The following is a 24003-nucleotide window of genomic DNA, read 5'->3' on the forward strand; positions in this document are numbered from 1 at the left end:
TTTTCGTGCTCGTTGAATTTGTGTACAAATCAGGAGATGGTTTTGCCAAAATCGATACGCCTGAAAATCAGCGGCGTTTTTTAGGGGAAGGGTATGTCTACAACACCGTTATGGCTTGTTCAGAATGTTCGTTTACCGGGTCGGGAAGGGCTGTGGCATCTCGCCATTGAGAACGGGCGATTTGGTGACATCACCCCGATGGACGACACCCACGCCGAAAGTTATGAAGTATTGAATGCGCGCGGTGGGCTGGCTATCCCGCCGTTCATTGAGCCGCATATCCATCTTGATACGACCCAGACGGCGGGCGAACCGAACTGGAACCAGTCCGGCACGCTGTTTGAGGGCATTGAGCGCTGGGCGGAGCGCAAGGCGTTGCTCAGCCATGACGACGTGAAAGCGCGCGCCTGGAAAACGCTGAAGTGGCAAATCGCTAACGGCATCCAGTTTGTCCGCACCCATGTGGATGTCTCCGACCCGACGCTTACCGCCCTGAAGGCGATGCTCGAGGTGAAGCAGGAGGTGGCCCCGTGGGTAACGCTGCAAATCGTTGCGTTTCCGCAGGAAGGGATTCTCTCTTACCCGAACGGCGCGGCGCTGCTGGAAGAGGCGTTAAAGCTGGGCGCCGACGTGGTGGGGGCGATCCCACACTTCGAGTTCACCCGCGAGTATGGCGTGCAGTCGCTGCACATCGCTTTTGAACTGGCGAAGAAGTATGACCGTCCGCTGGATATCCACTGCGATGAAATCGACGACGAGCAGTCGCGGTTTGTCGAGACGGTGGCAGCGCTGGCGTATGAGGCCGGCATCGGCCCGCGCGTGACGGCCAGCCATACCACCGCCATGCACTCCTACAACGGCGCTTACACCTCGCGGCTCTTCCGTCTGCTGAAGATGTCGGGGATTAACTTCGTCGCAAACCCGCTGGTCAATATCCACCTGCAGGGGCGCTTTGATGACTATCCGAAGCGCCGCGGCATCACCCGGGTAAAAGAGCTGCAGGAAGCGGGTATTAACGTCTGCTTTGGTCACGACGACGTCTTCGACCCGTGGTACCCGCTCGGCACCGGCAATATGCTGCAGGTGCTGCATATGGGGCTGCACGTCTGTCAGATGATGGGGTATCCGCAAATCGACAATGGCCTAAACCTGATCACCCACAACAGCGCCCGTACCTTCGGCCTGAGCGATTACGGTATTGAAACGGGAAATCCGGCAAACCTGATTATTCTGCCTGCGGAGAGCGGGTTTGAAGCGGTGCGCTGTCAGGTGCCGGTGCGCTGGTCGATTCGTCAGGGGCGGATTATCGCCACCACGCAGCTGGCGCAAACCTGGATCCAGATGGATACCGGAGGAGAAGAGGTGAGTTTTGCCAGAAACAGCCCCTCTGCGTAATGCAAAGGGGCGCAGGGGTTAGTGAGACGCTGCCGCCGCGTTGTGCTGGCGGTGGCGGGTCACGAAGCCCAGAACGAAGCACATGATGAACACCACGGCGTACAGACCGTTCGCGGTGTGCAGCGCGGCCAGCGGGCCGCTGTGGGCAACGATCGGACCCGTCACCACGAAGGTCAGCATGGTGCCGATGGTGCCGCAGGTCAGAACGAAGTTAACCAGCTTCGGCGAGGCCACTTTGGTCTGCAGGGAGCCCAGGGTAATGATCGAGGTATAAATGGCGCTGGAGAAGAACCCCAGGGTCAGAATGAACCACGGCATATGTTCCGGGGAGCCGTTGATGAACAGATACATCAGCACGGTCGCCAGGCCCGCCAGCACGGTCAGAATGCGCTGCAGGTCGAAGAAGCGCAGGATGAAGCTAAACGCCCACATGCCGAACATGTAAGACATCCAGAAATCGCTCACCAGTTTGCCCGCATCGTTCAGGCTCATGCCCAGACCTTTGGCGTATTCCGGTACCCAGGAGATAAAGCCCAGCTGGCCCAGGATGTAGCACAGGGCGGCGATGGAGAGGAACAGCACGCCGATACCCCATTTCTCTTTAGCGACGGGTTCTGCAGTGGTTTGCGCTTTCTTGCCCAGCACCGGGAACTCGCAGCCGAAGGTCAGAATAAAGATCGCCACGTAGACCAGACCAATGCAGGCATAGACCCAGTACCACTCAATGCTGCGGGCCAGGAGAAAGGCCGCGACCATTGGGAAAATCATCCCGGCCATGCTGAAGAAGGAGTCGGTAAACAGCAGACGCGCGCCGCGCTGGCGGCCTTCATACATATGGGTAATCAGGAACGTACCAATCGACATGGTGATCCCGCTGACCAGACCGAGCACGAACATGGCGGCGGAGAACAGGGCGATGCTGTGGCTCAGCATCAGTCCCGCCACGGCGGCGACCATCAGTACAAAGCCGAAGCGTAACTGGGTTTTCAGCGGGACGATTTCCATCAGCCAGGCATTCAGGAAGATAGAGATCAGGATCCCCGCGTTGAGGAAGGTGAAGGTGTTACTCATGCTGGAAACGGGCAGCTGGAAGTAGTCTGCGATATTCCCCATCACCATCCCGGTGACGATCACCAACGCGCCGGTCAGGGCGTAGGAGAAGAAGCTGATCCATGTGAGCTTGATGCGATTGCTGTTAGTCATGTCTGGCCTGTTCAGAAAAAGAAAAGCGCCCAGGGGCGCTGAGAGCGGGCAGATTTTAGTCGTTAAAGTGATCTATTCCTATCTTTTAAGGGCAATGAATGTGTCATTGCAGGTTTTAGTGTGATCTAAATCACATTAATTGGCGGCATAGCCAATCGTTTGCGTAGTAATAATTGTTTCAACTTCGTAAAATTAGGTAAAAGGCTGGTCTCCGTTCATACTGCTCTTTAGAATCAAGCCATTCGCTTTTTATACTGCTCTTTGTTAAGGAATTCTCATGCTCAAATCAACACTGGCGGCTGTCGCAGCTGTGTTTGCTCTTTCTGCCGTTTCCCCTGCTGCGCTGGCAGCAAAAGGGGACCCTCACGTTCTGCTGACCACCTCCGCCGGGAATATTGAGCTGGAACTGAATAGCCAGAAAGCCCCTGTTTCCGTGAAAAACTTCCTCGACTATGTGAACAGCGGTTTCTACAACAACACCACTTTCCACCGCGTAATCCCAGGCTTCATGATTCAGGGTGGCGGTTTCAACGAACAAATGCAGCAGAAACAGCCAAACCCGGCTATTAAAAACGAAGCGGACAACGGCCTGCTGAACAAACGCGGTACCATCTCAATGGCGCGTACCGCGGACAAAGATAGCGCGACCAGCCAGTTCTTCCTCAACGTAGCGGATAACGCCTTCCTCGACCACGGTCAGCGCGACTTTGGCTATGCGGTCTTTGGTAAAATCGTGAAAGGGATGGACGTGGCTGACAAGATTTCTCAGGTGCCTACTCACGACGTCGGTCCGTATCAGAATGTCCCGTCAAAACCAGTGGTTATCCTCTCCGCCAAAGTTCTGCCGTAACTCTTCTGAGCGCGGGCTTCTCCGGCCCGCGTTATGTAGCCCTCCCTGCGAAAGCGCGTTTTGCTGCTTATACTTGTGGCAAACGGACTATTCAGGGAGGCGTTAAGTGAAAAAACTCACCGACAAGCAAAAATCCCGTCTCTGGGAACAGCAGCGTAACGTCAATTTACAGGCCAGTTGTCTCCTTGAAAAAGGTAATGGTCCCTCAGAACCCCATATTGAGACGCTGGAGCTTAGGCCTTCCGCGCCCGGGCTACCCCATCTGTGCCTTATTCATCGTCATTTGTACCGCAGTGAGATGAAGCGGGCAGGTGAGCTCCGTACCGAGGATATTTTTAAAGGTGACATTCCCTTCTGCCATTTTGAGTACATCGAAAAGATGGGGAACGAGCTGATGGCGGCGCTGGAAAGCGAAAAATATCTTGTGGGTCTTGAGAAAGCGGCGTTTGTTGACAGAGTTAGCCACTACTACTGCGAAATCAACATGCTGCATCCGTTTATGGGCGGCAACGGCATTGCCCAACGCGTTTTCTTCGAGCAGCTGGCGCTCCACGCGGGCTACTCGCTGGACTGGCGTGATATCGACCCCGAGCTGTGGGTTGCGGCTAACCGAAGTGGCGCAACGGGAGATTTAACCGCGTTAAACGCTATCTTTGCCAAAGTAGTGAGCGAAGCGCGGGAATCTGAGTAGAATAGGGCGGCATTTTTTTCGGGAGCCGCCATGATTCTGCTGATTGATAACTACGATTCCTTCACCTGGAACCTTTACCAGTATTTTTGTGAACTGGGTGCAGAGGTGGTTGTCCGCCGTAACGACGAGATCGCTCTCGCCGATATCGAGACGCTGGCGCCGCAGAAAATAGTGATTTCACCCGGCCCCTGCACTCCGTCGGAATCGGGTATTTCGCTGGAGGTTATCCAGCACTATGCCGGCAAGCTGCCAATCCTGGGCGTCTGCCTGGGCCATCAGGCAATTGCCCAGGCGTTTGGTGCCACCATCGTGCGCGCCGCGAAAGTGATGCACGGTAAAACCTCTCCGGTCACCCACGCCGGCACCGGGGTGTTCACGGGGCTCAATAATCCTTTAATCGTGACGCGCTACCATTCCCTGGTCATTGACCCGTCGACGCTGCCCGACTGTTTTGAGGTGACCGCCCGGAGCGATACGCAGGAGATCATGGGGATTCGCCACCGCGAATGGGATCTCGAAGGCGTGCAGTTCCACCCGGAAAGTATCCTCAGCGAGCAGGGGCACGCGCTGCTGGCAAATTTCCTCAATCGCTGAAAATCTGTTGCCTTGCTGTGATTTTTTATGCATATTTTGTGATTATATTTTCACATTCACTGTGACATAAAATGGATGGTCATGACATGGCAACTGAACAACCAGCAATTACCCGCGCGACATTTGATGAAGTGATCCTGCCGATTTATGCACCGGCTGAATTTATCCCGGTGAAGGGAAAAGGCAGCCGCGTCTGGGATCAGCAGGGTAAAGAGTATGTAGATTTCGCGGGGGGTATTGCGGTCACGGCGCTGGGTCATTGCCATCCCGCGCTGGTGGAGGCGCTGAAAACCCAGGGCGAAACCCTGTGGCACACCAGCAACGTGTTCACCAACGAACCGGCGCTGCGCCTGGGCCGCAAGATCATTGATGCGACCTTCGCGGAACGCGTGCTGTTTATGAACTCCGGCACTGAAGCCAACGAAACTGCCTTTAAGCTGGCGCGCTACTACGCGACTACGCGCCACAGCCCGTACAAAACCAAAATCATCGCCTTCCACAACGCCTTCCACGGACGTTCCTTCTTTACCGTCTCCGTTGGCGGGCAGCCGAAGTATTCCGACGGGTTTGGCCCAAAACCGGCCGATATCGTCCACGTGCCGTTTAACGATCTGCACGCGGTGAAAGCGGTGATGGACGACCACACCTGCGCGGTGGTGGTCGAGCCTATTCAGGGGGAAGGCGGCGTGACCGCGGCAACCCCGGAATTCCTGAAAGGGCTGCGCGCGCTATGCGACGAACATCAGGCGCTGCTGGTGTTTGATGAAGTGCAGTGCGGGATGGGGCGTACCGGGGACCTGTTTGCCTATATGCACTACGGCGTGACGCCGGATATTCTGACCAGCGCGAAAGCGCTCGGCGGCGGTTTCCCGGTAAGTGCGGTCCTGACGACGCAGGAGATCGCCTCCGCGTTCCACGTCGGTTCTCACGGCTCCACCTACGGCGGTAACCCGCTGGCGAGCGCCGTGGCGGGTGCCGCATTCGACATCATCAACACGCCAGAGGTGTTGAACGGCGTTAGCGCGAAGCGCGAGCTGTTTGTGAAACACCTGAAAAAGATTGATGATCAGTACGACGTGTTCAGCGAGATCCGCGGGATGGGGCTGCTGATTGGCGCCGAGCTTAAGCCGCAGTACAAGGGCCGCGCTCGCGACTTCCTGCACGCCGCCGCTCGCGAAGGGGTGATGGTGCTCAACGCCGGACCGGACGTCATGCGCTTTGCGCCGTCGCTGGTGGTGGAAGACAAAGACATTGAAGACGGGTTGACCCGCTTTGCCGCGGCGGTTGCGAAGATCGTTAAAGGCTAATATTCGGTTCGTTTCAACCGGCGCGTTAACCAAATGCCGTGATGCGGACGCTGACGCCATGCCACCGACGAAATGGTGTGCATGGTGTTCAGATGCCCCAGAACGCGCTGCAAGTGCTGCTCCAGGGTGCTCATTGGCCCGTGGGTCAACGTTTCCGGCGCTTCCAGAATGTTTGAGTCTCCCGACTCGCCCGGCGCGTCATACTCCAGACGCTGCTGACACCTCTGCAACGCAATTTCACATGACTGCAGATAGCGCTGCGCCAGGTCCGGCGTCAGCATCGTGTGCTCGCGCGCCAGCGTGGTCATGGCGTTAATGTGCTCGACGATAAACTGGCTGTGCGTCACCCAGAGCTTCATATCGGCCAGATAGTGCGAGTTAAAGCCCGGCTCCTGCATCGCCTGGTTAAGCGAGTTGAACAGGGCGTTGTGCGCCTGGTTGACCTTCATGCGCTGATACGCCAGCGGGGACGGCTGCGGGTCGTCGCTCAGGATCAGGCGAATGGCCTGCTGGTCGGCCTCCAGCGCGTCGTGGGCGTTCTGTCTCAGCAGCCCGCTCTGCCACTGCGGCCAGAGCCAGACCATGCCGCCAAAGGCAATCAGGCAGCCGATCAGAGTATCAATCAGCCTGGCGACAATAAACTGTTCGCCATTGAGCGTAAGCAGCTGCAGGGTGTATACCGCCGTCACCGTAAAGCCCACCATCGCCCAGCCGTAGTTTTTGCGGATAATCAGATAGCTCACCAGCGTGATCGCCAGCATCCCTGCAAGGGTATAGCCTTCCGGCACGTGGAAGTGCAGCGTCACGCCCGCAATGATCAGCCCGGCCATCGTTCCGCCCGCCCGGTGCAGAATACGCACCCGCGTGGCGCCGTAGCCGTTCTGGGTGACAAACAGCACGGTCATTAAGATCCAGTAGGGCTTCGGCAGATGCAGCGCCATGCCCATCAGGCTGGCGGTACTGAGCATCACGCTAATCCTTGCGGCGTTGCGCAGGGCGGACGATTTAAGAGAAAGATAGCTTTTGAGCGCGGGCAATAACGGCAGCCGTTTTTGCTTATCCGCCATCAGGTCGCGGGGATAAAGCGGACGCTGAGTGCGCAATACCCGGGCGATGCGGCTGAAGTGCCAGGCGGCAAACTGTCCGACCGGGTTATCCGGATGCTGGCGGGCGATTTTCTCCACCGCGCCGAGCTGTTTATCCATGTTAAAGCGCGTGGGGTAGCGGTGATAGAGAATATCATCGGCCAGCACCCGCAGGCGTGCGGAGACGGTCTGCGCGTTCCAGCGGATCACCGCTTCGGCATGGCTGCGCTCGACCAGCTTTTGTACCTCCTGCGGGTGGTGCAGGCTCACGGAGATATGTTCCTGTAGATCCAGCCCGACCTGGAAGGTGCGCAGCAGGCGTTTGTACTCGTGGTTCTTGTTGGCGGCGAGCATATGCAGCTGCTGATAGCACTGGCTTATCAGATCCACCACCTTCTGCTGGCGCGTAAGCAGCGGCGGTAAGGATTTTTCCGGATCGGTATGCTGGGTGAGCAGGGTGTATTTGGCTTCGCAGTAATCCGCAAGCTGTACATAGAGCAGGCTCAGGGATTCGCGCAGCGGCTGTTCCCGCCACAGCCAGAACCAGAACCAGTTAAACAGCCCGTACCACAGTGTCCCCAGGGCGTAGATCAGCAGCGGCTCCCACACCGGCATATTCCCGGCGAGGCTCAGCGTGAAGATGGCCGCAATCAGCGAGGCGGGAAGCAGGCGGGCGTGCAGCGAGCTGATTTCGGCGGTGACGCCGAGCGTCATCGCCAGCACGGTCAGGATCAGCGGCAGCGGGATATCACGAGCCAGTAACAGCTGTACGGCGAGGCTACAGCCGGCAAACAGGCAGCCGCCAACGATCAGGCGTTTGAAAAAGCGCTTATGCGGCGTGTCCAGACCGGCGATGTTGCAGCAGGCGGGCACGAGGGAAAACAGCAGGCCTTGCTGAAGATGTCCGAGGATCAGGCCTATGGCCACAGGAAGACACAACACCAGCGTTTGTCGCAGTGCGTAGTTAACTTCCGGGTGATAGATCAGCCTGCGCCACATGGGGAGTAGAGACAAAAACGGCGTGACACCTTGCGATGGCACGCCGTTTAAGCGGAATTAACGCGTTCCGTAGACCACGATGGTTTTACCGTGGGCGGAGATCAGGTTTTGATCTTCCAGCATTTTCAGGATACGGCCTACTGTTTCACGGGAGCAACCGACGATCTGACCAATTTCCTGACGGGTAATTTTAATTTGCATGCCGTCCGGGTGGGTCATGGCGTCTGGCTGTTTCGCCAGGTTCAGCAGGGTTTGTGCGATACGGCCGGTAACGTCCAGGAAGGCGAGGTTACCCACTTTCTCTGAGGTGACCTGCAGACGGCGTGCCATCTGGGAAGAAAGACGCATCAGGATGTCAGGGTTAACCTGAATCAGCTGACGGAACTTCTTGTAAGAAATTTCAGCCACTTCACATGCTGTCTTTGCACGAACCCAGGCGCTACGTTCCTGGCCCTCTTCAAACAGGCCCAGTTCACCGATGAAATCGCCCTGGTTCAGATAAGAAAGGATCATCTCTTTCCCTTCTTCATCTTTGATCAGCACTGCCACCGAGCCTTTAACGATGTAATACAACGTTTCCGCTTTTTCACCCTGGTGAATCAGCGTGCTCTTTGATGGGTACTTATGAATGTGGCAATGAGACAAGAACCATTCGAGAGTCGGGTCTGTTTGCGGTTTGCCAAGCACCATGCGCTGTTATCCTCTGTTATAAGCTGTCACCAGAGTCATCAGATGCATCCGGACTCTGGGGTTGCAATCGAATTCTTACCCATACCCTGGGAAGTCGGCTACCGTAACGTTTCGCAGCCAGTAAAGTTTGATGTCCTCTGCATACATGTGTAACGTCAATGTATTACTGTAGCATCCAGAGTGTTTTAGCATAGCTTTCGCCGCGTGTCTCCTGGTGTCTCGCTTCAGCATGATGCAGGTCGCCTTCCATTGCGAGAAATGTAACGCACGCGTAATCTGTCACCAAAAATGCAACGTTGGAGTTTAAGAATATGCAAGCGCGCGTGAAATGGGTTGAAGGTTTAACGTTCCTGGGCGAATCCGCGTCAGGGCACCAGATTTTAATGGACGGTAACTCCGGCGATAAAGCGCCAAGCCCAATGGAAATGGTGCTGATGGCGGCAGGCGGATGCAGCGCCATTGACGTGGTGTCGATTCTGCAAAAAGGTCGTCATGACGTGACGGATTGTGAGGTTAAACTCACCTCAGAACGTCGTGAAGAGGCGCCACGTCTGTTCACCCATATTAACCTGCACTTTGTGGTCACGGGTAAAGAACTGAAAGACGCGGCGGTCTCGCGTGCGGTGGATCTGTCTGCGGAGAAGTACTGCTCTGTAGCGTTAATGCTGGAGAAAGCGGTAAAAATCACGCATTCGTATGAAGTGATCGAGGCTTAAAACAAAGCCCGGTGGCGCTGCGCTTACCGGGCCTACAAAAGCTACAACTGCACGAACGTAGGCCGAATAAGCGAAGCGCCATCCGGCAACAGACGTCACGCAATCTGTTTCCCTTCCATCAGTCGCTCCACCAGCGGCGTCATGATGAGCTCCATCGCCAGCCCCATTTTTCCGCCCGGTACGACCAATGTATTCATGTGAGAAATAAACGAGCCCTGCAGCATCGCCAGCAGCCAAGGGTAATCTATGCCTTCGAGATTGCGGAAATGGATCACCACAAAGCTCTCATCCAGGGATGGGATACTTTTGGCGGCAAACGGGTTGGAGGTATCTACCGTCGGCACGCGCTGGAAGTTGATATGGGTGCGGGAAAACTGCGGCGTCAGGAAGTTGATGTAGTCTTCCATGGAGCGCACCACCGAGTCCATTACCGCCTCTCGCGAATGGCCACGTTCGCTCATGTCGCGCGTCAGCTTCTGGATCCACTCCAGGTTCACGATAGGGACCACACCGACCAGCAGGTCCACGTGGCGCGCCACGTCGTGTTGCGGGGTGACCACGCCGCCGTGCAATCCTTCGTAAAACAGGACGTCAGTGGGTTCCGGCAGCGGTTGCCATGGGGTAAAGGTTCCCGGCACCTGATTCCAGGGAACGGCTTCATCATAGGTATGCAGATACTTGCGGGACTGCCCTTTGCCGCTCTGACCATACTCGATAAAGGTTTGTTCCAGCAGGCCGAAGTCGTTGGCCTCCGGGCCGAAGTAGCTGATGTGTTTACCCAGATCGCGCGCCTTACGGATGGCCATGTCCATTTCCGGACGCGTGTAGCGGTGAAAGCTGTCGCCTTCGACCTCCGCCGCACGGAGATTCAGCTGGGCGAAAATCTTGCGAAATGCGAGGCTGGTGGTGGTGGTTCCCGCACCACTCGATCCCGTAACGGCAATAACCGGATGTCTGGCAGACATAGCAACTCCCTGACTGAAAAGGATGGAAGATCAGCCGTGAAACGCGTTGCGGGGCATGATATTGACCGTCTCATGCAGTTCTGACCACACCAGCACCACGTCGCCGCTTTTCAGCTGGCGCTTTACATCGTTGACCTTTTGCTCAAGCGAGCGTTCCTGTTCACCATAATCGGTGCCTTCGCGTAATACAAAGCTTTCAATCAGATTATCGAGCGTTTCGGGAGCCAGATCCTGCCAGGGAATAATCATGTTGCACCGTCCAGATAAGGGGTTAGCCAGTCAGGAATACGCGCCTCAAGCCACATTTTCGGGCGGCGCAGCGTGCCGCCGATAAACCCGACGTGGCCGCCGTGCTCGGTCAACTGATAGTGAACGTTGTCGGGCAGGAATTCCTGCGCGGGGATCGAGTGATGATCCATAAACGGGTCATCTTTGGCATGAATAATCAGCGTTGGCTGCGTGATCTTGCTGAGCAGCGGCATGGCGCTGCACTGACGATAATAGTCAATCGCATCGGCGAAGCCGTGAATTTTCGCGGTGATCAGGTCGTCGAACTCGCGAATACGGCGTACCTTTTTCAGCTGGCGCAGGCTGACCGGCAGGGTATCCGGGTAGGCCTTCAGTTTACGTGCCGCATTGGCCTTCAGGAGGTTGAGGAGGTAACGCTGGTAGACGCGGGAGAAGCCTTTATCCATATGGTAGCTGCACTGCTCGAGCATAAACGGCGCGGAGACAATGACGGCGGCCTCCAGCGGCACGCTTTCGCCCTCTTTGGCCAGCAAGCAGGCCAGCATATTGCCGCCCAGCGAGTAGCCCACGGCGGCCGTTGGCACGGTGCCATAATTTTCACGCAGCCAGTGTAAAAACCACGTCCCGTCTTCTGTTTCACCCGAGTGATAAATGCGTTTCTGACGATTCGGTTCGCCGCTACAGCCGCGAAAATGCATCACCACGCCGAGCCAGCCGCGCGCCTTTGCCGCCTCAATTAGCCCATGGGCATACGGGCTGTTCAGGCTGCCTTCCAGGCCGTGAAAGACCACCAGGCGCGGCTTATGGCGAGCCTGTTCCGGCGCTTCGCTCCAGGCGAGATCCAGAAAATCACCGTCTGGCAGGTCAAGCCGTTGCCAGTGCGGGGTGAACTGAACCTTGCGGCGGATCAGTCGCGGCAGCATGGTCTGCAAATGGGGATTGGCCACGCCGCGCATAGGCACGAACTCAGTGCTGTCTTCGACCGCAATGTCGAAGTCTGATGGGATGATTTGGGTCATAAGCGCGATGCTGATTCTTGTCGGAAATTTACGATACTTTCCGAATTGTACCCCGTTTAAGCTGGATTTCCGAACCCGGTACGGATTCTGTTCTTAAAACGGGGTAAACAGGTCAGTCAGCCTGCAGCATCGCTTCCAGCTGCTCCTGCGCATCCAGCCACGCCATCTCGCACTCTTCCAGGCTGGATTTGGTCTTCGCCTGCGTTTGCAGGCAGTCCGTCAGTTCGGCTTTACGGCTCTGGTCATACAGACCGCTGTCGCCGAGCTTCTCTTCAACAGCGGCAAGCGTGGCGTTGAGCTTTTCCATCTCTTTTTCGAGACGGGCAATCTCTTTACGCAGCGGCTGCGTCTGGGTGCGCAGCTCCGCTTCACGGCGTTTCTGGTCTTTACGTGCCTGCGCGCTGTTGGCGTTGTCTTTCGCTGACTCTTCCGGCTGGTTCTCCTGCTTCTGCACGTCCGTCAGCCACTGCTGATAGTCTTCCAGATCGCCATCGAACGGTTCCACTTTGCCATCGTGCACTAAATACAGATCGTCCGTGGTGGAGCGGATCAGGTGGCGGTCGTGCGAAACCACCACCAGCGCGCCTTCGAACTCAATCAGCGCTTCGGTCAGCGCCTGACGCATATCGAGATCCAGGTGGTTGGTCGGTTCATCGAGCAGCAGCAGGTTCGGACGCTGCCAGACGATCAGCGCCAGCACCAGACGGGCTTTTTCGCCCCCGGAGAAGCGCTCGGTGTTTTCAGTGACCTTATCGCCCTGGAAGCCGAAGCCGCCGAGGTAGTCGCGCAGCTTCTGCTCCATCTCCTGCGGCGCCAGACGCGCGAGGTGCTGAATCGGGGATTCATCCGCGCGTAAAAATTCCAGCTGATGCTGGGCGAAGTAACCCAGCTTGATGCCCTTCGCCAGGCCGATTTCACCCTTGACCGGGTTAAGCTCGCCCGCCAGCAGTTTGATCAGCGTCGATTTACCGGCGCCGTTGCGCCCCAGTAGGCCAATGCGCGAACCCGGCACCAGGTTGAGCTTGATGGAGTCGAGAATAATGCGGTCGGCATAGCCCGCGCTGACCTTCTCCATCTTCAGCAGCGGGTTCGGCAGACTTTCCGGCTCGCGGAAGCTGAAGTGGAACGGGTTGTCGACGTGCGCCGGGGCGATCATCTCCATGCGTTCCAGCATCTTGATGCGGCTCTGGGCCTGCTTCGCTTTTGAGGCTTTGGCCTTGAAGCGATCCACGAAGCTCTGCAGGTGTGCCACGCGCTGCTGCTGGCTTTCGTACATGGACTGCTGCTGGGCAAGGCGCATCGCGCGCTGGCGCTCGAAGGAGCTGTAGTTGCCAGTGTACTCGAACATCGTTTGCTGTTCGATATGAATGATTTTATCCACCACCGGGTCGAGGAAGTCTCGGTCGTGGGAGATCAGAATCAGAGTGCCCTGATAGCTCTTGAGCCACTTCTCCAGCCAAATAACCGCATCGAGATCGAGGTGGTTAGTCGGTTCATCGAGCAGAAGCAGGTCAGAGCGGCAGATCAGCGCCTGCGCCAGGTTGAGGCGCATACGCCAGCCGCCGGAGAAGTCGCTGACCGGGCGTTCGAGCTGTTCGTTGCTGAAGCCCAGGCCGTGCAGCAGGCTGGAGGCGCGGGAGCGAATGGTCCACGCGTCAATAGCGTCCAGCTTGCCGTGAACCGTGGCAATGGCGTGGCCGTCGTTGCGCTCGTTAGCGGCGTTAAGTTCCGCCTCGAGCTTACGGTACTCACGGTCACCGTCGATAACATAGTCGAGTGCCGGTTCGCTCAGCGCCGGGGTCTCCTGGTTTACCCAGGCGAGCTGCCAGTTTCCCGGGAAGGTAAAGTTACCGCCATCCGCGCTAATCTCGTTTTTCAGCAGCGCCAGCAGGGTGGATTTACCACAGCCGTTTTTGCCGACCAGACCCACTTTTTGGCCTGGGTTGATGGTAGCAGTGGCGTTATCCAGCAGGACGCGCACGCCGCGACGAATTTGTAACGAGGAGAAAACAATCATAGAAGCGCCGTATGTTCCGACTATGTTAATTTGTCATTATGATAATGTAAGGTGTGGGCCATTTTCCGCACCGGGCCGCCATGGTAGCCCAAAACAACAACGATACACAAAAACAGAAACAAGACCGGGAGGGGAATGATGTCTCAGACAGCAAAAGTGCTGCTGCTGTATGCCCATCCGGAATCTCAGGACTCGGTGGCAAACCGGGTGCTGCTTAAGCCGGCCACACAGCTCAGTAACGTGACGGTGCACGATCTCTACGCGCACTATCCTGATTTCTTTATTGATATCCCTTACGAGCAGGAACTGCTGCGTCAGCATGACGTGATTGTGTTCCAGCATCCGCTTTATACCTACAGCTGTCCGGCGCTGCTCAAAGAGTGGCTGGACCGCGTGCTGAGCCGGGGTTTCTCCAGCGGGGTAGGGGGCAATCAGCTGGCGGGAAAGTACTGGCGTAGCGTGATTACGACCGGTGAACCCGAAAGCGCTTACCGCCACGACGGGCTGAACCGCTATCCGATGAGCGACATTCTGCGGCCTTTTGAGCTGACGGCGGCCATGTGCCGTATGCACTGGATGAGCCCGATTATTGTCTACTGGGCCCGTCGTCAGGATCCTAAAGAACTGGCCAGCCACGCCAGAGCCTACGGTGAATGGCTGGCGTCACCGATTCCGGCAGGAGGTCGTTAATGGAAGGATCGAATTTGCTCCTCGCCGGGGTGCTTTTTTTGTTTGCGGCCGTCGTCGCGGTGCCGCTTGCTGCACGTATTGGGATAGGTGCGGTGTTGGGTTATCTGCTGGCGGGGATCGCGATTGGCCCCTGGGGGCTGGGATTCATCAGCGATGTGGATGAAATTCTCCATTTCTCCGAGCTGGGCGTGGTGTTCCTGATGTTCATCATCGGCCTTGAGCTGAACCCTTCTAAATTGTGGCAGCTCCGACGCTCCATCTTTGGCGTGGGTGCCGCGCAGGTGGTGCTCAGCGCCGCGATTCTGGGGGGCCTGTTAATGCTGACGAATTTCTCCTGGCAGGCGGCGGTGATAGGCGGGATAGGCCTTGCGATGTCGTCGACGGCGATGGCCCTGCAGCTGATGCGCGACAAGGGGATGAACCGCAACGAAGCCGGTCAGCTGGGTTTTTCGGTGCTGCTGTTCCAGGATTTGGCGGTCATCCCGGCGCTGGCGCTGGTGCCGCTGCTGGCGGGCTCCGGGGACGATCACTTCGACTGGGCAAAAATTGCCATGAAGGTGCTGGCCTTCGCGGGCATGCTGATTGGCGGACGTTTTCTTTTACGTCCCGTGTTCCGCTTTATTGCCGCGTCGGGCGTGCGCGAGGTCTTTACGGCCGCGACGCTGCTGCTGGTGCTGGGGTCGGCATTGTTTATGGATGCGCTGGGGCTGTCGATGGCGCTCGGGACTTTTATCGCCGGGGTGCTGCTGGCGGAGAGCGAGTATCGGCACGAGCTGGAAATTGCCATCGATCCCTTCAAAGGGCTGCTGTTAGGCCTGTTCTTTATTTCGGTGGGGATGGCGCTCAACCTTGGTGTGCTCTATACCCATCTGCTGTGGGTTGTGGTGAGCGTAGCCATCCTGGTAGCGGTGAAAACGCTGGTGCTGTACGTCTTGGCGCGCATTTACGGCTTGCGCAGTTCGGAGCGCATGCAGTTTGCCAGCGTGTTAAGCCAGGGAGGTGAGTTTGCGTTTGTGCTGTTCTCTACCGCCTCCTCCCAGAAGCTGTTTAAAGACGATCAGATGGCGCTTTTGCTGGTGACGGTCACGCTGTCAATGATGACCACGCCGCTGCTGATGAAGCTGGTGGATAAACTCCTGTCGCGCCGCCTGAACCCGTCAGACGATGAAGACGAAGCGCCGTGGGTGGAAGATGATAAGCCTCAGGTTATCGTGGTGGGCTTTGGCCGCTTCGGACAGGTGATCGGGCGTTTACTGATGGCGAACAAAATGCGCATTACGGTGCTGGAGCGTGATATCAGCGCGGTCAACCTGATGCGCAAATATGGCTATAAGGTTTACTACGGCGATGCGACCCAGCTCGAGCTGCTGCGCTCGGCGGGGGCAGAAGCGGCAGAGTCCATCGTGATTACCTGTAACGACCCGGAAGACACGATGAAGCTGGTGGATCTGTGTCAGCAGCATTTCCCGCATCTGCATATTCTGGCGCGTGCGCGGGGACGTGTTGAAGCTCACGAATTATTGCAGGCGGGTGTGAAACACTTCTCCCGTGAGACATTCTCCAGTGCGCTGGAGCTGGGGCGCAAGGCGTTGATCTCGCTCGGCATGCATCCGCATCAGGCGCAGCGCGCCCAGATGCACTTCCGCCGGCTGGATATGCGGATGCTGCGCGAGCTGATGCCGGTACATACCGATACGGCGCAGATCTCCCGCGTGCGGGAAGCGCGTCGCGAGCTGGAGGAGATCTTCCAGCGCGAGATGCAGCAGGAAAGACGCCAGCTCGATGGCTGGGATGAATTTGAATAAAGGGTAACGAAAGATGGCTGTACGTAAACGCTTTATCGCGGGTGCAAAATGCCCGACCTGCCAGGCGCAAGATACCCTGGCGATGTGGCGGGAAAATAATATTGATGTTGTTGAGTGTGTTAAGTGCGGTCACCAGATGCGTGAGGCCGACAAAGAGGCCCGCGATCACGTTCGCAAAGAAGAGCAAGTTATCGGCATTTTTCATCCAGACTAGCGATATGCTCTGAGTTTTTTTAAGCTTAAGGGTACACGGGTGCAGATTTCCGCTACAATCTGCGCCAGCAATTTTCCCACGCTCAGGAGATATCATGAAAGTAGCAAAAGACCTGGTGGTCAGCCTGGCCTATCAGGTACGTACAGAAGACGGTGTGTTGGTTGATGAGTCTCCGGTGAGTGCGCCGCTTGACTACCTGCATGGTCACGGTTCCCTGATTTCCGGCCTGGAAAACGCGCTGGAAGGTCATGAAGTTGGCGACAAATTTGACGTTGCAGTAGGCGCGAACGACGCTTACGGTCAGTATGACGACAACCTGGTTCAGCGCGTTCCTAAAGACGTGTTCATGGGCGTTGACGAACTGCAGGTTGGCATGCGCTTCCTGGCTGAAACTGACCAGGGTCCAGTTCCTGTTGAAATCACCGAAGTGGAAGATGACCACGTCGTGGTTGACGGTAACCACATGCTGGCTGGCCAGAACCTGAAGTTCAACGTCGAAGTTGTTGCGATCCGTGAAGCGACCGAAGAAGAACTGGCTCATGGCCACGTTCACGGTGCGCACGGTCACGACCATGACCACGATCACGGCCACGATGGCTGCTGCGGTGGTCACGGCCACGACCATGGTCATGATCACGGCCACGGTAAAGGTGGTTGCGGTAACGGCGGCTGCGGCTGCCACTAATTCCGTCATGCGGAAAATAAAAAAGCGGGATTATCCCGCTTTTTTTACGCCTCAATAATGAGGAGGTGGCGTCTCTTCTGACTGAGAGGCAATGTTCGACGGCTGCGTAGCCTTCAGCTTTTCCGTCAGCAGGCGCATATGATCCCGCAGTTTCGCCATTTCGAGCTCATGTGCGGTCACGGTCTGGTTTAGCTCTTCGATGGTGATGTCCTGAAAAGCCAGGCGGCTTTCCAGCTCAGCCATTCTCGCTTCTATCGTTGTATCCTTCATCATTCACCTCGTTTGTTTCAGATTCACCATAATGGCACTGCGGCGGCGCAGTTTAACTGAGTTTATCCTTAAGTACAGTCTGCATCCCCTTGGCAGGAAACTTATTTAAACAAAAATAGTCTGAAAAGTGGCGAGAATTGGAAGTGTCTGTCTGTAGATTTCTTCCGCAACGTTTTATAGTACGTCACTCATTTACGTTTAATGCTGGGGTGAGAGTCCCCAGGCCCTGGAGATATGGATGAAATCACTGTTTAAAGTAACGCTGCTGGCGACGACGATGGCTGTTGCGCTGAACGCGCCGCTGTCATTCGCTGCTGATACTGCTGCGAAGCCTGCTGCCACTGCAGACAGCAAAGCGGCGTTCAAAAATGACGACCAGAAATCCGCCTACGCACTGGGCGCATCTCTGGGTCGTTACATGGAAAACTCTCTGAAAGAACAAGAGAAGCTGGGCATCAAACTGGATAAAGCTCAGCTGATCGCGGGCGTTCAGGACGCATTTGCAGATAAGAGCAAGCTGTCTGACCAGGAAATTGAACAGACTCTGCAGGCGTTCGAAGCGCGTGTGAAGGGTGCCGCGCAGACCAAGATGGACGCGGACGCGAAAGACAACGAAGCGAAAGGCAAAGCCTACCGCGATACCTTTGCTAAAGAGAAGGGTGTGAAAACCTCTTCTACTGGCCTGGTGTACAAAGTTGAGAAAGAAGGCACCGGCGATGCGCCTAAAGACAGCGACACCGTTGTTGTGAACTACAAAGGTACGCTGATCGACGGTAAAGAGTTCGATAACTCTTACACCCGTGGTGAGCCGCTCTCCTTCCGTCTGGATGGTGTGATCCCTGGCTGGACTGAAGGCCTGAAAAACATCAAGAAAGGCGGCAAGATCAAGATGGTCATCCCACCGGATCTGGCCTATGGCAAAACCGGCGTTCCGGGAATCCCAGCCAACTCTACGCTGGTCTTTGACGTAGAGCTGCTGGACATCAAACCGGCACCGAAAGCGGATGCTAAAGCGGACGCACCTGCTGAAGAAAAAGCAGCGACAGACGCTAAGAAGTAATGTGATAAAAACCGCCGCCTTTCAGGCGGCGGTTTTTTTATTGTGGGGCAGATATAATTAACACTGGAAAGCGCTATACACGCTGTATTAATTTAGTTGTCCGTGTAGATAATGAGCCTGCCCTGAAAACCTAACGACAGGCTCCTGAAAAGGAGTGTTTTTTTCATGTCCAGGTCGCTTTTAACCAACGAAACCAGTGAACTTGATTTGCTGGATCAACGTCCTTTCGATCAGACCGACTTCGATATTCTGAAATCCTATGAAGCGGTAGTGGACGGGTTAGCGATGCTCATTGGCTCCCACTGCGAAATCGTATTGCACTCCCTGCAAGATCTGAAGTGTTCCGCCATCCGCATTGCGAATGGTGAGCATACTGGCCGTAAAATTGGTTCGCCAATCACCGACCTTGCATTGCGTATGTTGCATGACATGACCGGCGCGGACAGCAGCGTCTCCAAATGCTATTTCACCCGCGCCAAAAGCGGCGTGCTGATGAAATCAGAAACTATCGCGATTCGAAACCGCGAGCATCGTGTGATTGGGCTGCTGTGCATCAACATGAACCTTGATGTGCCTTTCTCGCAGATCATGAGCACCTTTATTCCACCAGAAACGCCGGATGTTGGCTCTTCTGTTAACTTTGCCTCTTCCGTCGAAGATCTCGTCACTCAGACGCTTGAGTTCACCATTGAAGAAGTGAATGCCGATCGCAACGTCTCGAACAACGCCAAGAATCGCCAGATCGTGCTCAATCTCTATGAGAAAGGGATTTTTGATATTAAAGACGCCATCAACCAGGTGGCCGATCGTCTGAACATCTCCAAGCACACGGTCTACCTCTATATTCGCCAGTTCAAAAGCGGTGATTTCCTGGGACAAGATAAGTAATGCGTTTTGCGTTAATGGTGACAGGCCCGGCGTACGGGACTCAGCAGGCCAGCAGCGCGCTACAGTTTGCGCATGCGCTGCTGGCGGCCGGACATGAGCTGGCGAGCGTCTTCTTCTATCGGGAAGGGGTGTACAACGCAAACCAGTTTACGTCGCCGGCGAACGATGAGTTTGATGTGGTGCGCGGATGGCAGGCATTAAACGAAAAGCAGGGCGTAGAACTGCACATCTGCGTGGCGGCGGCACTGCGCCGGGGCGTAACCGATGCAACCGAAGCTGCGCGTCTTGGTTTATCGGGTTCTAACCTGCAGCCCGGTTTTTCGTTAAGTGGTCTGGGCGCGCTGGCACAGGCGGCGTTAACCTGCGACAGAGTGGTGCAATTCTGATGAAGCGCGTGGCATTTGTTTTTAAGTCTGCGCCGCACGGCAGCGCTTCTGGCCGCGAAGGGCTGGATGCGTTACTTGCAACGTCCGCGCTGACCGAAGATATCGGCGTCTTCTTTTTGGGGGACGGGGTGTTTCAGCTTTTGGCTGGGCAACAGCCTCAGGCCATTCTGGCGCGGGATTACATCGCTACCTTTAAAGTGCTGCCGCTGTACGACATCGAAACCCTTTATGTCTGCGCCGATTCGCTGGCCGCTCGCGGTTTGGATGATAAGACGCCTTTCGTGCTGGATGTGACAGTCCTGTCTTCAGCTGCATTGCGCGAACACCTTTCCCACTACGACACCGTTCTGACTTTCTGAGGCTGACATGCTCCATACTCTGAGCCATTCACCGTGGCAATGTGATATCGACGCGTTACTGAGTATGCTGCGCGACGGTGATGACCTGCTGCTGATTCAGGATGGCGTACTTGCTGCACTGGAAGGCAGTCGTTTCGTTGAAATTCTCACGAATGCCCCCATAACAGTCTCTGCGCTGAAGGACGATCTGGATGCGCGGGGTCTTTCTGGTCAAATTTCAGCCAAAATTGACGTGGTTGGCTATACTGATTTCGTCAATCTTACTGTGACGCACGCCAGTCAAATGAACTGGTGATTTGAGATCGCTGTATATTTCTTGACACCTTTTCGACGTAGCCCTAAAATTTCGCGTCCTCATATTGTATGAGGTCGTTTTATTACGTGTTTACGAAGCAAAAGCTAAAACCAGGAGCTATTTAATGGCAACAGTTAACCAGCTGGTACGCAAACCACGTGCACGCAAAGTTGCGAAAAGCAACGTGCCTGCGCTGGAAGCCTGCCCGCAGAAACGTGGCGTATGTACTCGTGTATATACCACCACTCCTAAAAAACCAAACTCCGCACTGCGTAAAGTATGCCGTGTGCGTTTGACTAACGGTTTCGAAGTGACTTCCTACATCGGTGGTGAAGGTCACAACCTGCAGGAGCACTCCGTGATCCTGATCCGTGGCGGTCGTGTTAAAGACCTTCCGGGTGTTCGTTACCACACCGTTCGTGGTGCGCTGGACTGCTCAGGTGTTAAAGACCGTAAGCAGGCTCGCTCCAAGTACGGCGTGAAGCGTCCTAAGGCTTAATGGTTCTCCGTTAAGTAAGGCCAAACTGATTTATCTTAATGTCACACTAAACTCTTTGAGTTTTGGACAATCCTGAATTAACAACGGAGTATTCCCATGCCACGTCGTCGCGTCATTGGTCAGCGTAAAATTCTTCCAGATCCGAAATTCGGATCAGAACTGCTGGCAAAATTTGTAAATATCCTGATGGTAGATGGTAAAAAATCTACTGCAGAAGCAATCGTATACAGCGCGCTTGAGACCCTGGCTCAGCGTTCTGGTAAAAATGAACTGGAAGCTTTCGAAGTCGCTCTCGACAACGTTCGCCCAACTGTAGAAGTTAAGTCCCGCCGCGTTGGTGGTTCTACTTATCAGGTTCCAGTTGAAGTTCGTCCGGTTCGTCGTAATGCCCTGGCAATGCGTTGGATCGTTGAAGCTGCTCGTAAACGCGGTGATAAATCCATGGCTCTGCGTCTGGCGAACGAACTTTCTGATGCTGCAGACAACAAAGGTACTGCAGTTAAGAAACGTGAAGACGTTCACCGTATGGCAGAAGCCAACAAGGCGTTCGCACACTACCGTTGGTAATCCCTTCGGAGTCTTAGTCACCAGGCGGGCGCTTCAGAGAAGCCGCCCGCTCTGGGTAACTTAACTGAACGCCTAAAGATATAAACGAGGAATCAAATGGCTCGTACAACACCCATCGCACGCTACCGTAACATCGGTATCAGTGCGCACATCGACGCCGGTAAAACCACTACTACCGAACGTATTCTGTTCTACACCGGTGTAAACCACAAAATCGGTGAAGTTCATGACGGCGCAGCCACCATGGACTGGATGGAACAGGAGCAGGAGCGTGGTATCACTATCACCTCCGCAGCGACTACTGCATTCTGGTCAGGTATGGCTAAGCAGTACGAACCGCATCGCGTAAACATCATCGACACCCCAGGGCACGTTGACTTCACCATCGAAGTAGAACGTTCCATGCGTGTTCTTGACGGCGCGGTAATGGTTTATTGCGCAGTTGGTGGTGTTCAGCCACAGTCTGAAACCGTATGGCGTCAGGCGAACAAATATAAAGTTCCACGCATCGCGTTCGTTAACAAAATGGACCGTATGGGTGCTAACTTCCTGAAAGTTGTTGGTCAGATCAAAACCCGTCTGGGCGCGAACCCTGTTCCGCTGCAGCTGGCAATTGGTGCTGAAGAAGGCTTCACCGGCGTTATCGACCTGGTGAAAATGAAAGCCATCAACTGGAACGATGCAGACCAGGGCGTTACCTTCGAATACGAAGATATCCCAGCTGCAATGCAGGACCTGGCTGACGAATGGCACCAGAACCTGATCGAATCCGCTGCTGAAGCTTCTGAAGAGCTGATGGAGAAATACCTGGGTGGTGAAGAACTGACTGAAGAAGAGATCAAAAAAGCTCTGCGTCAGCGCGTTCTGAACAACGAAATCATCCTGGTAACCTGTGGTTCTGCGTTCAAGAACAAAGGTGTTCAGGCGATGCTGGATGCGGTAGTTGACTACCTGCCATCCCCGGTTGACGTTCCTGCGATCAACGGCATCCTGGACGACGGTAAAGATACTCCGGCTGAGCGTCACGCAAGCGACGAAGAGCCATTCTCTGCACTGGCGTTCAAAATTGCTACCGACCCATTCGTGGGTAACCTGACCTTCTTCCGCGTTTATTCTGGTGTGGTTAACTCCGGTGACACCATCCTGAACTCCGTGAAAGCGGCGCGTGAGCGTTTTGGCCGTATCGTACAGATGCACGCTAACAAACGTGAAGAGATCAAAGAAGTTCGTGCGGGCGACATCGCTGCAGCTATCGGTCTGAAAGACGTGACCACTGGTGACACCCTGTGTGACCCGGATCACCCGATCATTCTGGAGCGTATGGAATTCCCAGAGCCGGTAATCTCCATCGCAGTTGAACCAAAAACCAAAGCTGACCAGGAAAAAATGGGTCTGGCTCTGGGCCGTCTGGCGAAAGAAGACCCATCATTCCGCGTATGGACTGATGAAGAATCTAACCAGACCATCATCGCTGGTATGGGTGAACTGCACCTGGACATCATCGTTGACCGTATGAAGCGTGAATTCAACGTTGAAGCGAACGTGGGTAAACCTCAGGTTGCTTACCGCGAAGCGATTCGCGCGAAAGTTACCGACATTGAAGGTAAACACGCTAAGCAGTCTGGTGGTCGCGGTCAGTACGGTCACGTTGTGATCGACATGTACCCACTGGAGCCGGGCTCTAACCCGAAAGGTTACGAGTTCATCAACGACATCAAAGGCGGTGTAATTCCTGGCGAATACATCCCTGCCGTTGATAAAGGCATCCAGGAACAGCTGAAAGCGGGCCCTCTGGCTGGCTATCCGGTTGTTGACATGGGTGTTCGTCTGCACTTCGGTTCTTACCACGACGTTGACTCCTCTGAACTGGCGTTTAAACTGGCTGCGTCTATTGCCTTTAAAGAAGGCTTTAAGAAAGCAAAACCAGTTCTGCTTGAGCCAATCATGAAGGTTGAAGTAGAAACTCCTGAAGAGAACACCGGTGACGTTATCGGTGACTTGAGCCGTCGTCGCGGTATGCTGCGTGGTCAGGAATCCGAAGTAACTGGCGTTAAGATCCACGCTGAAGTTCCGCTGTCTGAAATGTTCGGATATGCGACTCAGCTGCGTTCTCTGACCAAAGGTCGTGCATCATACACCATGGAATTCCTGAAGTATGATGATGCGCCTAACAACGTTGCTCAGGCCGTTATTGAAGCCCGTGGTAAGTAATCCACAGGATTAAAACCTAAGTCCCGTGCTCTCTCCAGAGGGGAGAGCACTATAGTAAGGAATATAGCCGTGTCTAAAGAAAAATTTGAACGTACAAAACCGCACGTCAACGTTGGTACTATCGGCCACGTTGACCATGGTAAAACTACCCTGACTGCTGCAATCACTACCGTTCTGGCTAAAACCTACGGTGGTTCTGCTCGTGCATTCGACCAGATCGATAACGCACCAGAAGAAAAAGCTCGTGGTATCACCATCAACACTTCCCACGTTGAATATGACACCCCGACTCGC

General features: G+C 55.2%; 27 protein-coding genes. 19 read left to right on the top strand and 8 right to left on the bottom strand.

The features are described from left to right. The first annotated feature begins 93 nt into the window (after positions 1–93). Positions 94–1395, top strand: a complete 1302-nt coding sequence (locus LRM19_RS18785; RefSeq protein WP_271369611.1) for a cytosine deaminase — start codon at positions 94–96, stop codon at positions 1393–1395. Positions 1396–1413: 18 nt separating this feature from the next. On the opposite strand, the gene tsgA is transcribed toward LRM19_RS18785, so the two are convergent. Continuing rightward, entirely contained in the window at positions 1414–2598 is a 1185-nt protein-coding gene (gene tsgA / locus LRM19_RS18790) for an MFS transporter TsgA (protein ID WP_271369612.1), read from the bottom strand. Between the two features lie 277 nt (positions 2599–2875). Here tsgA and ppiA point away from each other — a divergent pair, with 277 nt between their 5' ends. From ppiA to argD, 4 genes are all read left to right on the top strand, one after another. Then, a complete protein-coding gene (ppiA, locus tag LRM19_RS18795; RefSeq protein ID WP_127732464.1) occupies positions 2876–3448 on the top strand; it encodes a peptidylprolyl isomerase A in 573 nt (190 codons plus the stop codon). A gap of 106 nt (positions 3449–3554) precedes the next feature. Continuing rightward, a complete protein-coding gene (locus LRM19_RS18800) occupies positions 3555–4139 on the top strand; it encodes a putative adenosine monophosphate-protein transferase Fic (RefSeq protein WP_271369613.1) in 585 nt (194 codons plus the stop codon). 30 nt (positions 4140–4169) lie between these two features. After that, positions 4170–4733: an aminodeoxychorismate synthase component 2 gene (gene pabA, locus LRM19_RS18805; protein ID WP_127732460.1), complete on the top strand. Its 564-nt coding sequence runs from the start codon at positions 4170–4172 to the stop codon at positions 4731–4733. 86 nt (positions 4734–4819) lie between these two features. After that, positions 4820–6040 carry a bifunctional acetylornithine/succinyldiaminopimelate transaminase gene (gene argD / locus LRM19_RS18810; protein WP_181899775.1) on the top strand — a complete coding sequence of 407 codons (1221 nt, stop codon included), beginning with the start codon at positions 4820–4822 and terminating at the stop codon, positions 6038–6040. Here argD and LRM19_RS18815 read toward each other — a convergent pair. Next, a complete protein-coding gene (locus LRM19_RS18815) occupies positions 6037–8124 on the bottom strand; it encodes a YccS/YhfK family putative transporter (RefSeq protein ID WP_271369620.1) in 2088 nt (695 codons plus the stop codon). The two genes, argD and LRM19_RS18815, sit on opposite strands and share 4 nt — an antisense overlap. A 57-nt stretch (positions 8125–8181) precedes the next feature. Continuing rightward, positions 8182–8814 (bottom strand): cAMP-activated global transcriptional regulator CRP, encoded by a 633-nt coding sequence (gene crp, locus LRM19_RS18820; protein ID WP_000242758.1) that lies wholly within the window; start codon positions 8812–8814, stop codon positions 8182–8184. 311 nt (positions 8815–9125) lie between these two features. Between crp and LRM19_RS18825 the strand changes: the two genes are divergently transcribed. After that, a complete protein-coding gene (locus tag LRM19_RS18825; RefSeq protein ID WP_008503018.1) occupies positions 9126–9530 on the top strand; it encodes an OsmC family protein in 405 nt (134 codons plus the stop codon). A 95-nt stretch (positions 9531–9625) separates the two neighbouring features. Here LRM19_RS18825 and LRM19_RS18830 read toward each other — a convergent pair whose 3' ends face one another. The 4 genes from LRM19_RS18830 to LRM19_RS18845 all read right to left on the bottom strand — a co-directional run bounded on the left by LRM19_RS18830 (position 9626) and on the right by LRM19_RS18845 (position 13780). Then, positions 9626–10495, bottom strand: coding sequence for a phosphoribulokinase (locus tag LRM19_RS18830; RefSeq protein WP_008503017.1), 870 nt, complete (start codon positions 10493–10495; stop codon positions 9626–9628). A 30-nt stretch (positions 10496–10525) separates the two neighbouring features. Continuing rightward, positions 10526–10744: a YheU family protein gene (locus LRM19_RS18835; protein ID WP_008503016.1), complete on the bottom strand. Its 219-nt coding sequence runs from the start codon at positions 10742–10744 to the stop codon at positions 10526–10528. Next, on the bottom strand, positions 10741–11763 hold the full coding sequence (locus tag LRM19_RS18840; protein ID WP_271369614.1) for a hydrolase: 1023 nt from the start codon (positions 11761–11763) through the stop codon (positions 10741–10743). The genes LRM19_RS18835 and LRM19_RS18840 overlap by 4 nt, the downstream gene beginning before the upstream one ends. A 112-nt stretch (positions 11764–11875) precedes the next feature. Then, positions 11876–13780, bottom strand: a complete 1905-nt coding sequence (locus LRM19_RS18845; RefSeq protein WP_271369615.1) for an ABC transporter ATP-binding protein — start codon at positions 13778–13780, stop codon at positions 11876–11878. Positions 13781–13918: 138 nt separating this feature from the next. Between LRM19_RS18845 and kefG the strand changes: the two genes are divergently transcribed. The 4 genes from kefG (at position 13919) to slyD (ending at position 17174) form a co-directional block, all read left to right on the top strand. Beyond that, complete coding sequence (gene kefG / locus LRM19_RS18850; RefSeq protein ID WP_014885493.1) at positions 13919–14470, top strand: glutathione-regulated potassium-efflux system ancillary protein KefG; 552 nt, start codon at positions 13919–13921, stop codon at positions 14468–14470. Then, entirely contained in the window at positions 14470–16275 is a 1806-nt protein-coding gene (gene kefB, locus LRM19_RS18855) for a glutathione-regulated potassium-efflux system protein KefB (RefSeq protein WP_271369616.1), read from the top strand. Before kefG ends, kefB begins: the two co-directional genes overlap by 1 nt. 13 nt (positions 16276–16288) lie before the next feature. Beyond that, the gene (locus tag LRM19_RS18860) at positions 16289–16489 is read left to right on the top strand and encodes a YheV family putative zinc ribbon protein (RefSeq protein ID WP_010436300.1); all 201 of its coding nucleotides are present in this window, start codon (positions 16289–16291) and stop codon (positions 16487–16489) included. A 94-nt stretch (positions 16490–16583) separates the two neighbouring features. After that, positions 16584–17174 carry a peptidylprolyl isomerase gene (slyD, locus tag LRM19_RS18865; protein WP_008503010.1) on the top strand — a complete coding sequence of 197 codons (591 nt, stop codon included), beginning with the start codon at positions 16584–16586 and terminating at the stop codon, positions 17172–17174. Between the two features lie 51 nt (positions 17175–17225). Here the strand turns inward: slyD and LRM19_RS18870 are convergent, their stop codons facing one another. Further along, a complete protein-coding gene (locus LRM19_RS18870) occupies positions 17226–17444 on the bottom strand; it encodes a protein SlyX (RefSeq protein ID WP_008503009.1) in 219 nt (72 codons plus the stop codon). 238 nt (positions 17445–17682) lie between these two features. On the opposite strand from LRM19_RS18870, the gene fkpA reads away from it, so the two are divergent. The 9 genes from fkpA to LRM19_RS18915 all read left to right on the top strand — a co-directional run. Beyond that, a complete protein-coding gene (gene fkpA, locus LRM19_RS18875) occupies positions 17683–18504 on the top strand; it encodes an FKBP-type peptidyl-prolyl cis-trans isomerase (protein ID WP_111963789.1) in 822 nt (273 codons plus the stop codon). A 165-nt stretch (positions 18505–18669) separates the two neighbouring features. Continuing rightward, the gene (locus LRM19_RS18880; protein ID WP_003861697.1) at positions 18670–19392 is read left to right on the top strand and encodes a helix-turn-helix transcriptional regulator; all 723 of its coding nucleotides are present in this window, start codon (positions 18670–18672) and stop codon (positions 19390–19392) included. Next, on the top strand, positions 19392–19778 hold the full coding sequence (gene tusD / locus LRM19_RS18885; protein WP_115876878.1) for a sulfurtransferase complex subunit TusD: 387 nt from the start codon (positions 19392–19394) through the stop codon (positions 19776–19778). Before LRM19_RS18880 ends, tusD begins: the two co-directional genes overlap by 1 nt. After that, on the top strand, positions 19778–20137 hold the full coding sequence (tusC, locus tag LRM19_RS18890) for a sulfurtransferase complex subunit TusC (RefSeq protein ID WP_111963791.1): 360 nt from the start codon (positions 19778–19780) through the stop codon (positions 20135–20137). Before tusD ends, tusC begins: the two co-directional genes overlap by 1 nt. A 7-nt stretch (positions 20138–20144) precedes the next feature. Continuing rightward, positions 20145–20432 (top strand): sulfurtransferase complex subunit TusB, encoded by a 288-nt coding sequence (gene tusB, locus LRM19_RS18895; protein ID WP_045909310.1) that lies wholly within the window; start codon positions 20145–20147, stop codon positions 20430–20432. Positions 20433–20556: 124 nt separating this feature from the next. Beyond that, on the top strand, positions 20557–20931 hold the full coding sequence (gene rpsL, locus LRM19_RS18900; protein WP_000246815.1) for a 30S ribosomal protein S12: 375 nt from the start codon (positions 20557–20559) through the stop codon (positions 20929–20931). A 96-nt stretch (positions 20932–21027) separates the two neighbouring features. After that, positions 21028–21498 (top strand): 30S ribosomal protein S7, encoded by a 471-nt coding sequence (gene rpsG / locus LRM19_RS18905; protein WP_004106370.1) that lies wholly within the window; start codon positions 21028–21030, stop codon positions 21496–21498. Positions 21499–21594: 96 nt separating this feature from the next. After that, on the top strand, positions 21595–23709 hold the full coding sequence (fusA, locus tag LRM19_RS18910) for an elongation factor G (RefSeq protein WP_008503004.1): 2115 nt from the start codon (positions 21595–21597) through the stop codon (positions 23707–23709). 69 nt (positions 23710–23778) lie between these two features. After that, a partial coding sequence (locus LRM19_RS18915) for a GTP-binding protein (RefSeq protein ID WP_008502775.1) occupies positions 23779–24003 on the top strand: 225 nt, incomplete at its 3' end.

It is taken from the genome of Enterobacter sp. PI-10, from assembly GCF_027947695.1.
GTDB classification, from domain to species: domain Bacteria; phylum Pseudomonadota; class Gammaproteobacteria; order Enterobacterales; family Enterobacteriaceae; genus Enterobacter; species Enterobacter vonholyi.

What these genes read in the sequence shown, in the direction of transcription:
- LRM19_RS18860 (WP_010436300.1), top strand. Translation starts at nt 16,289, where the DNA reads ATGGCTGTACGTAAACGCTTTATCGCGGGTGCAAAATGCCCGACCTGC.
- crp (WP_000242758.1), bottom strand. Translation starts at nt 8,814, where the DNA reads ATGGTGCTTGGCAAACCGCAAACAGACCCGACTCTCGAATGGTTCTTG.
- LRM19_RS18880 (WP_003861697.1), top strand. Translation starts at nt 18,670, where the DNA reads ATGTCCAGGTCGCTTTTAACCAACGAAACCAGTGAACTTGATTTGCTG.
- LRM19_RS18840 (WP_271369614.1), bottom strand. Translation starts at nt 11,763, where the DNA reads ATGACCCAAATCATCCCATCAGACTTCGACATTGCGGTCGAAGACAGC.
- tusC (WP_111963791.1), top strand. Translation starts at nt 19,778, where the DNA reads ATGAAGCGCGTGGCATTTGTTTTTAAGTCTGCGCCGCACGGCAGCGCT.
- fkpA (WP_111963789.1), top strand. Translation starts at nt 17,683, where the DNA reads ATGAAATCACTGTTTAAAGTAACGCTGCTGGCGACGACGATGGCTGTT.
- LRM19_RS18825 (WP_008503018.1), top strand. Translation starts at nt 9,126, where the DNA reads ATGCAAGCGCGCGTGAAATGGGTTGAAGGTTTAACGTTCCTGGGCGAA.
- slyD (WP_008503010.1), top strand. Translation starts at nt 16,584, where the DNA reads ATGAAAGTAGCAAAAGACCTGGTGGTCAGCCTGGCCTATCAGGTACGT.
- rpsG (WP_004106370.1), top strand. Translation starts at nt 21,028, where the DNA reads ATGCCACGTCGTCGCGTCATTGGTCAGCGTAAAATTCTTCCAGATCCG.
- tusD (WP_115876878.1), top strand. Translation starts at nt 19,392, where the DNA reads ATGCGTTTTGCGTTAATGGTGACAGGCCCGGCGTACGGGACTCAGCAG.
- kefG (WP_014885493.1), top strand. Translation starts at nt 13,919, where the DNA reads ATGTCTCAGACAGCAAAAGTGCTGCTGCTGTATGCCCATCCGGAATCT.
- argD (WP_181899775.1), top strand. Translation starts at nt 4,820, where the DNA reads ATGGCAACTGAACAACCAGCAATTACCCGCGCGACATTTGATGAAGTG.
- pabA (WP_127732460.1), top strand. Translation starts at nt 4,170, where the DNA reads ATGATTCTGCTGATTGATAACTACGATTCCTTCACCTGGAACCTTTAC.
- LRM19_RS18835 (WP_008503016.1), bottom strand. Translation starts at nt 10,744, where the DNA reads ATGATTATTCCCTGGCAGGATCTGGCTCCCGAAACGCTCGATAATCTG.
- LRM19_RS18815 (WP_271369620.1), bottom strand. Translation starts at nt 8,124, where the DNA reads ATGTGGCGCAGGCTGATCTATCACCCGGAAGTTAACTACGCACTGCGA.
- rpsL (WP_000246815.1), top strand. Translation starts at nt 20,557, where the DNA reads ATGGCAACAGTTAACCAGCTGGTACGCAAACCACGTGCACGCAAAGTT.
- fusA (WP_008503004.1), top strand. Translation starts at nt 21,595, where the DNA reads ATGGCTCGTACAACACCCATCGCACGCTACCGTAACATCGGTATCAGT.
- ppiA (WP_127732464.1), top strand. Translation starts at nt 2,876, where the DNA reads ATGCTCAAATCAACACTGGCGGCTGTCGCAGCTGTGTTTGCTCTTTCT.
- LRM19_RS18870 (WP_008503009.1), bottom strand. Translation starts at nt 17,444, where the DNA reads ATGAAGGATACAACGATAGAAGCGAGAATGGCTGAGCTGGAAAGCCGC.
- tusB (WP_045909310.1), top strand. Translation starts at nt 20,145, where the DNA reads ATGCTCCATACTCTGAGCCATTCACCGTGGCAATGTGATATCGACGCG.
- tsgA (WP_271369612.1), bottom strand. Translation starts at nt 2,598, where the DNA reads ATGACTAACAGCAATCGCATCAAGCTCACATGGATCAGCTTCTTCTCC.
- kefB (WP_271369616.1), top strand. Translation starts at nt 14,470, where the DNA reads ATGGAAGGATCGAATTTGCTCCTCGCCGGGGTGCTTTTTTTGTTTGCG.
- LRM19_RS18785 (WP_271369611.1), top strand. Translation starts at nt 94, where the DNA reads ATGTCTACAACACCGTTATGGCTTGTTCAGAATGTTCGTTTACCGGGT.
- LRM19_RS18845 (WP_271369615.1), bottom strand. Translation starts at nt 13,780, where the DNA reads ATGATTGTTTTCTCCTCGTTACAAATTCGTCGCGGCGTGCGCGTCCTG.
- LRM19_RS18830 (WP_008503017.1), bottom strand. Translation starts at nt 10,495, where the DNA reads ATGTCTGCCAGACATCCGGTTATTGCCGTTACGGGATCGAGTGGTGCG.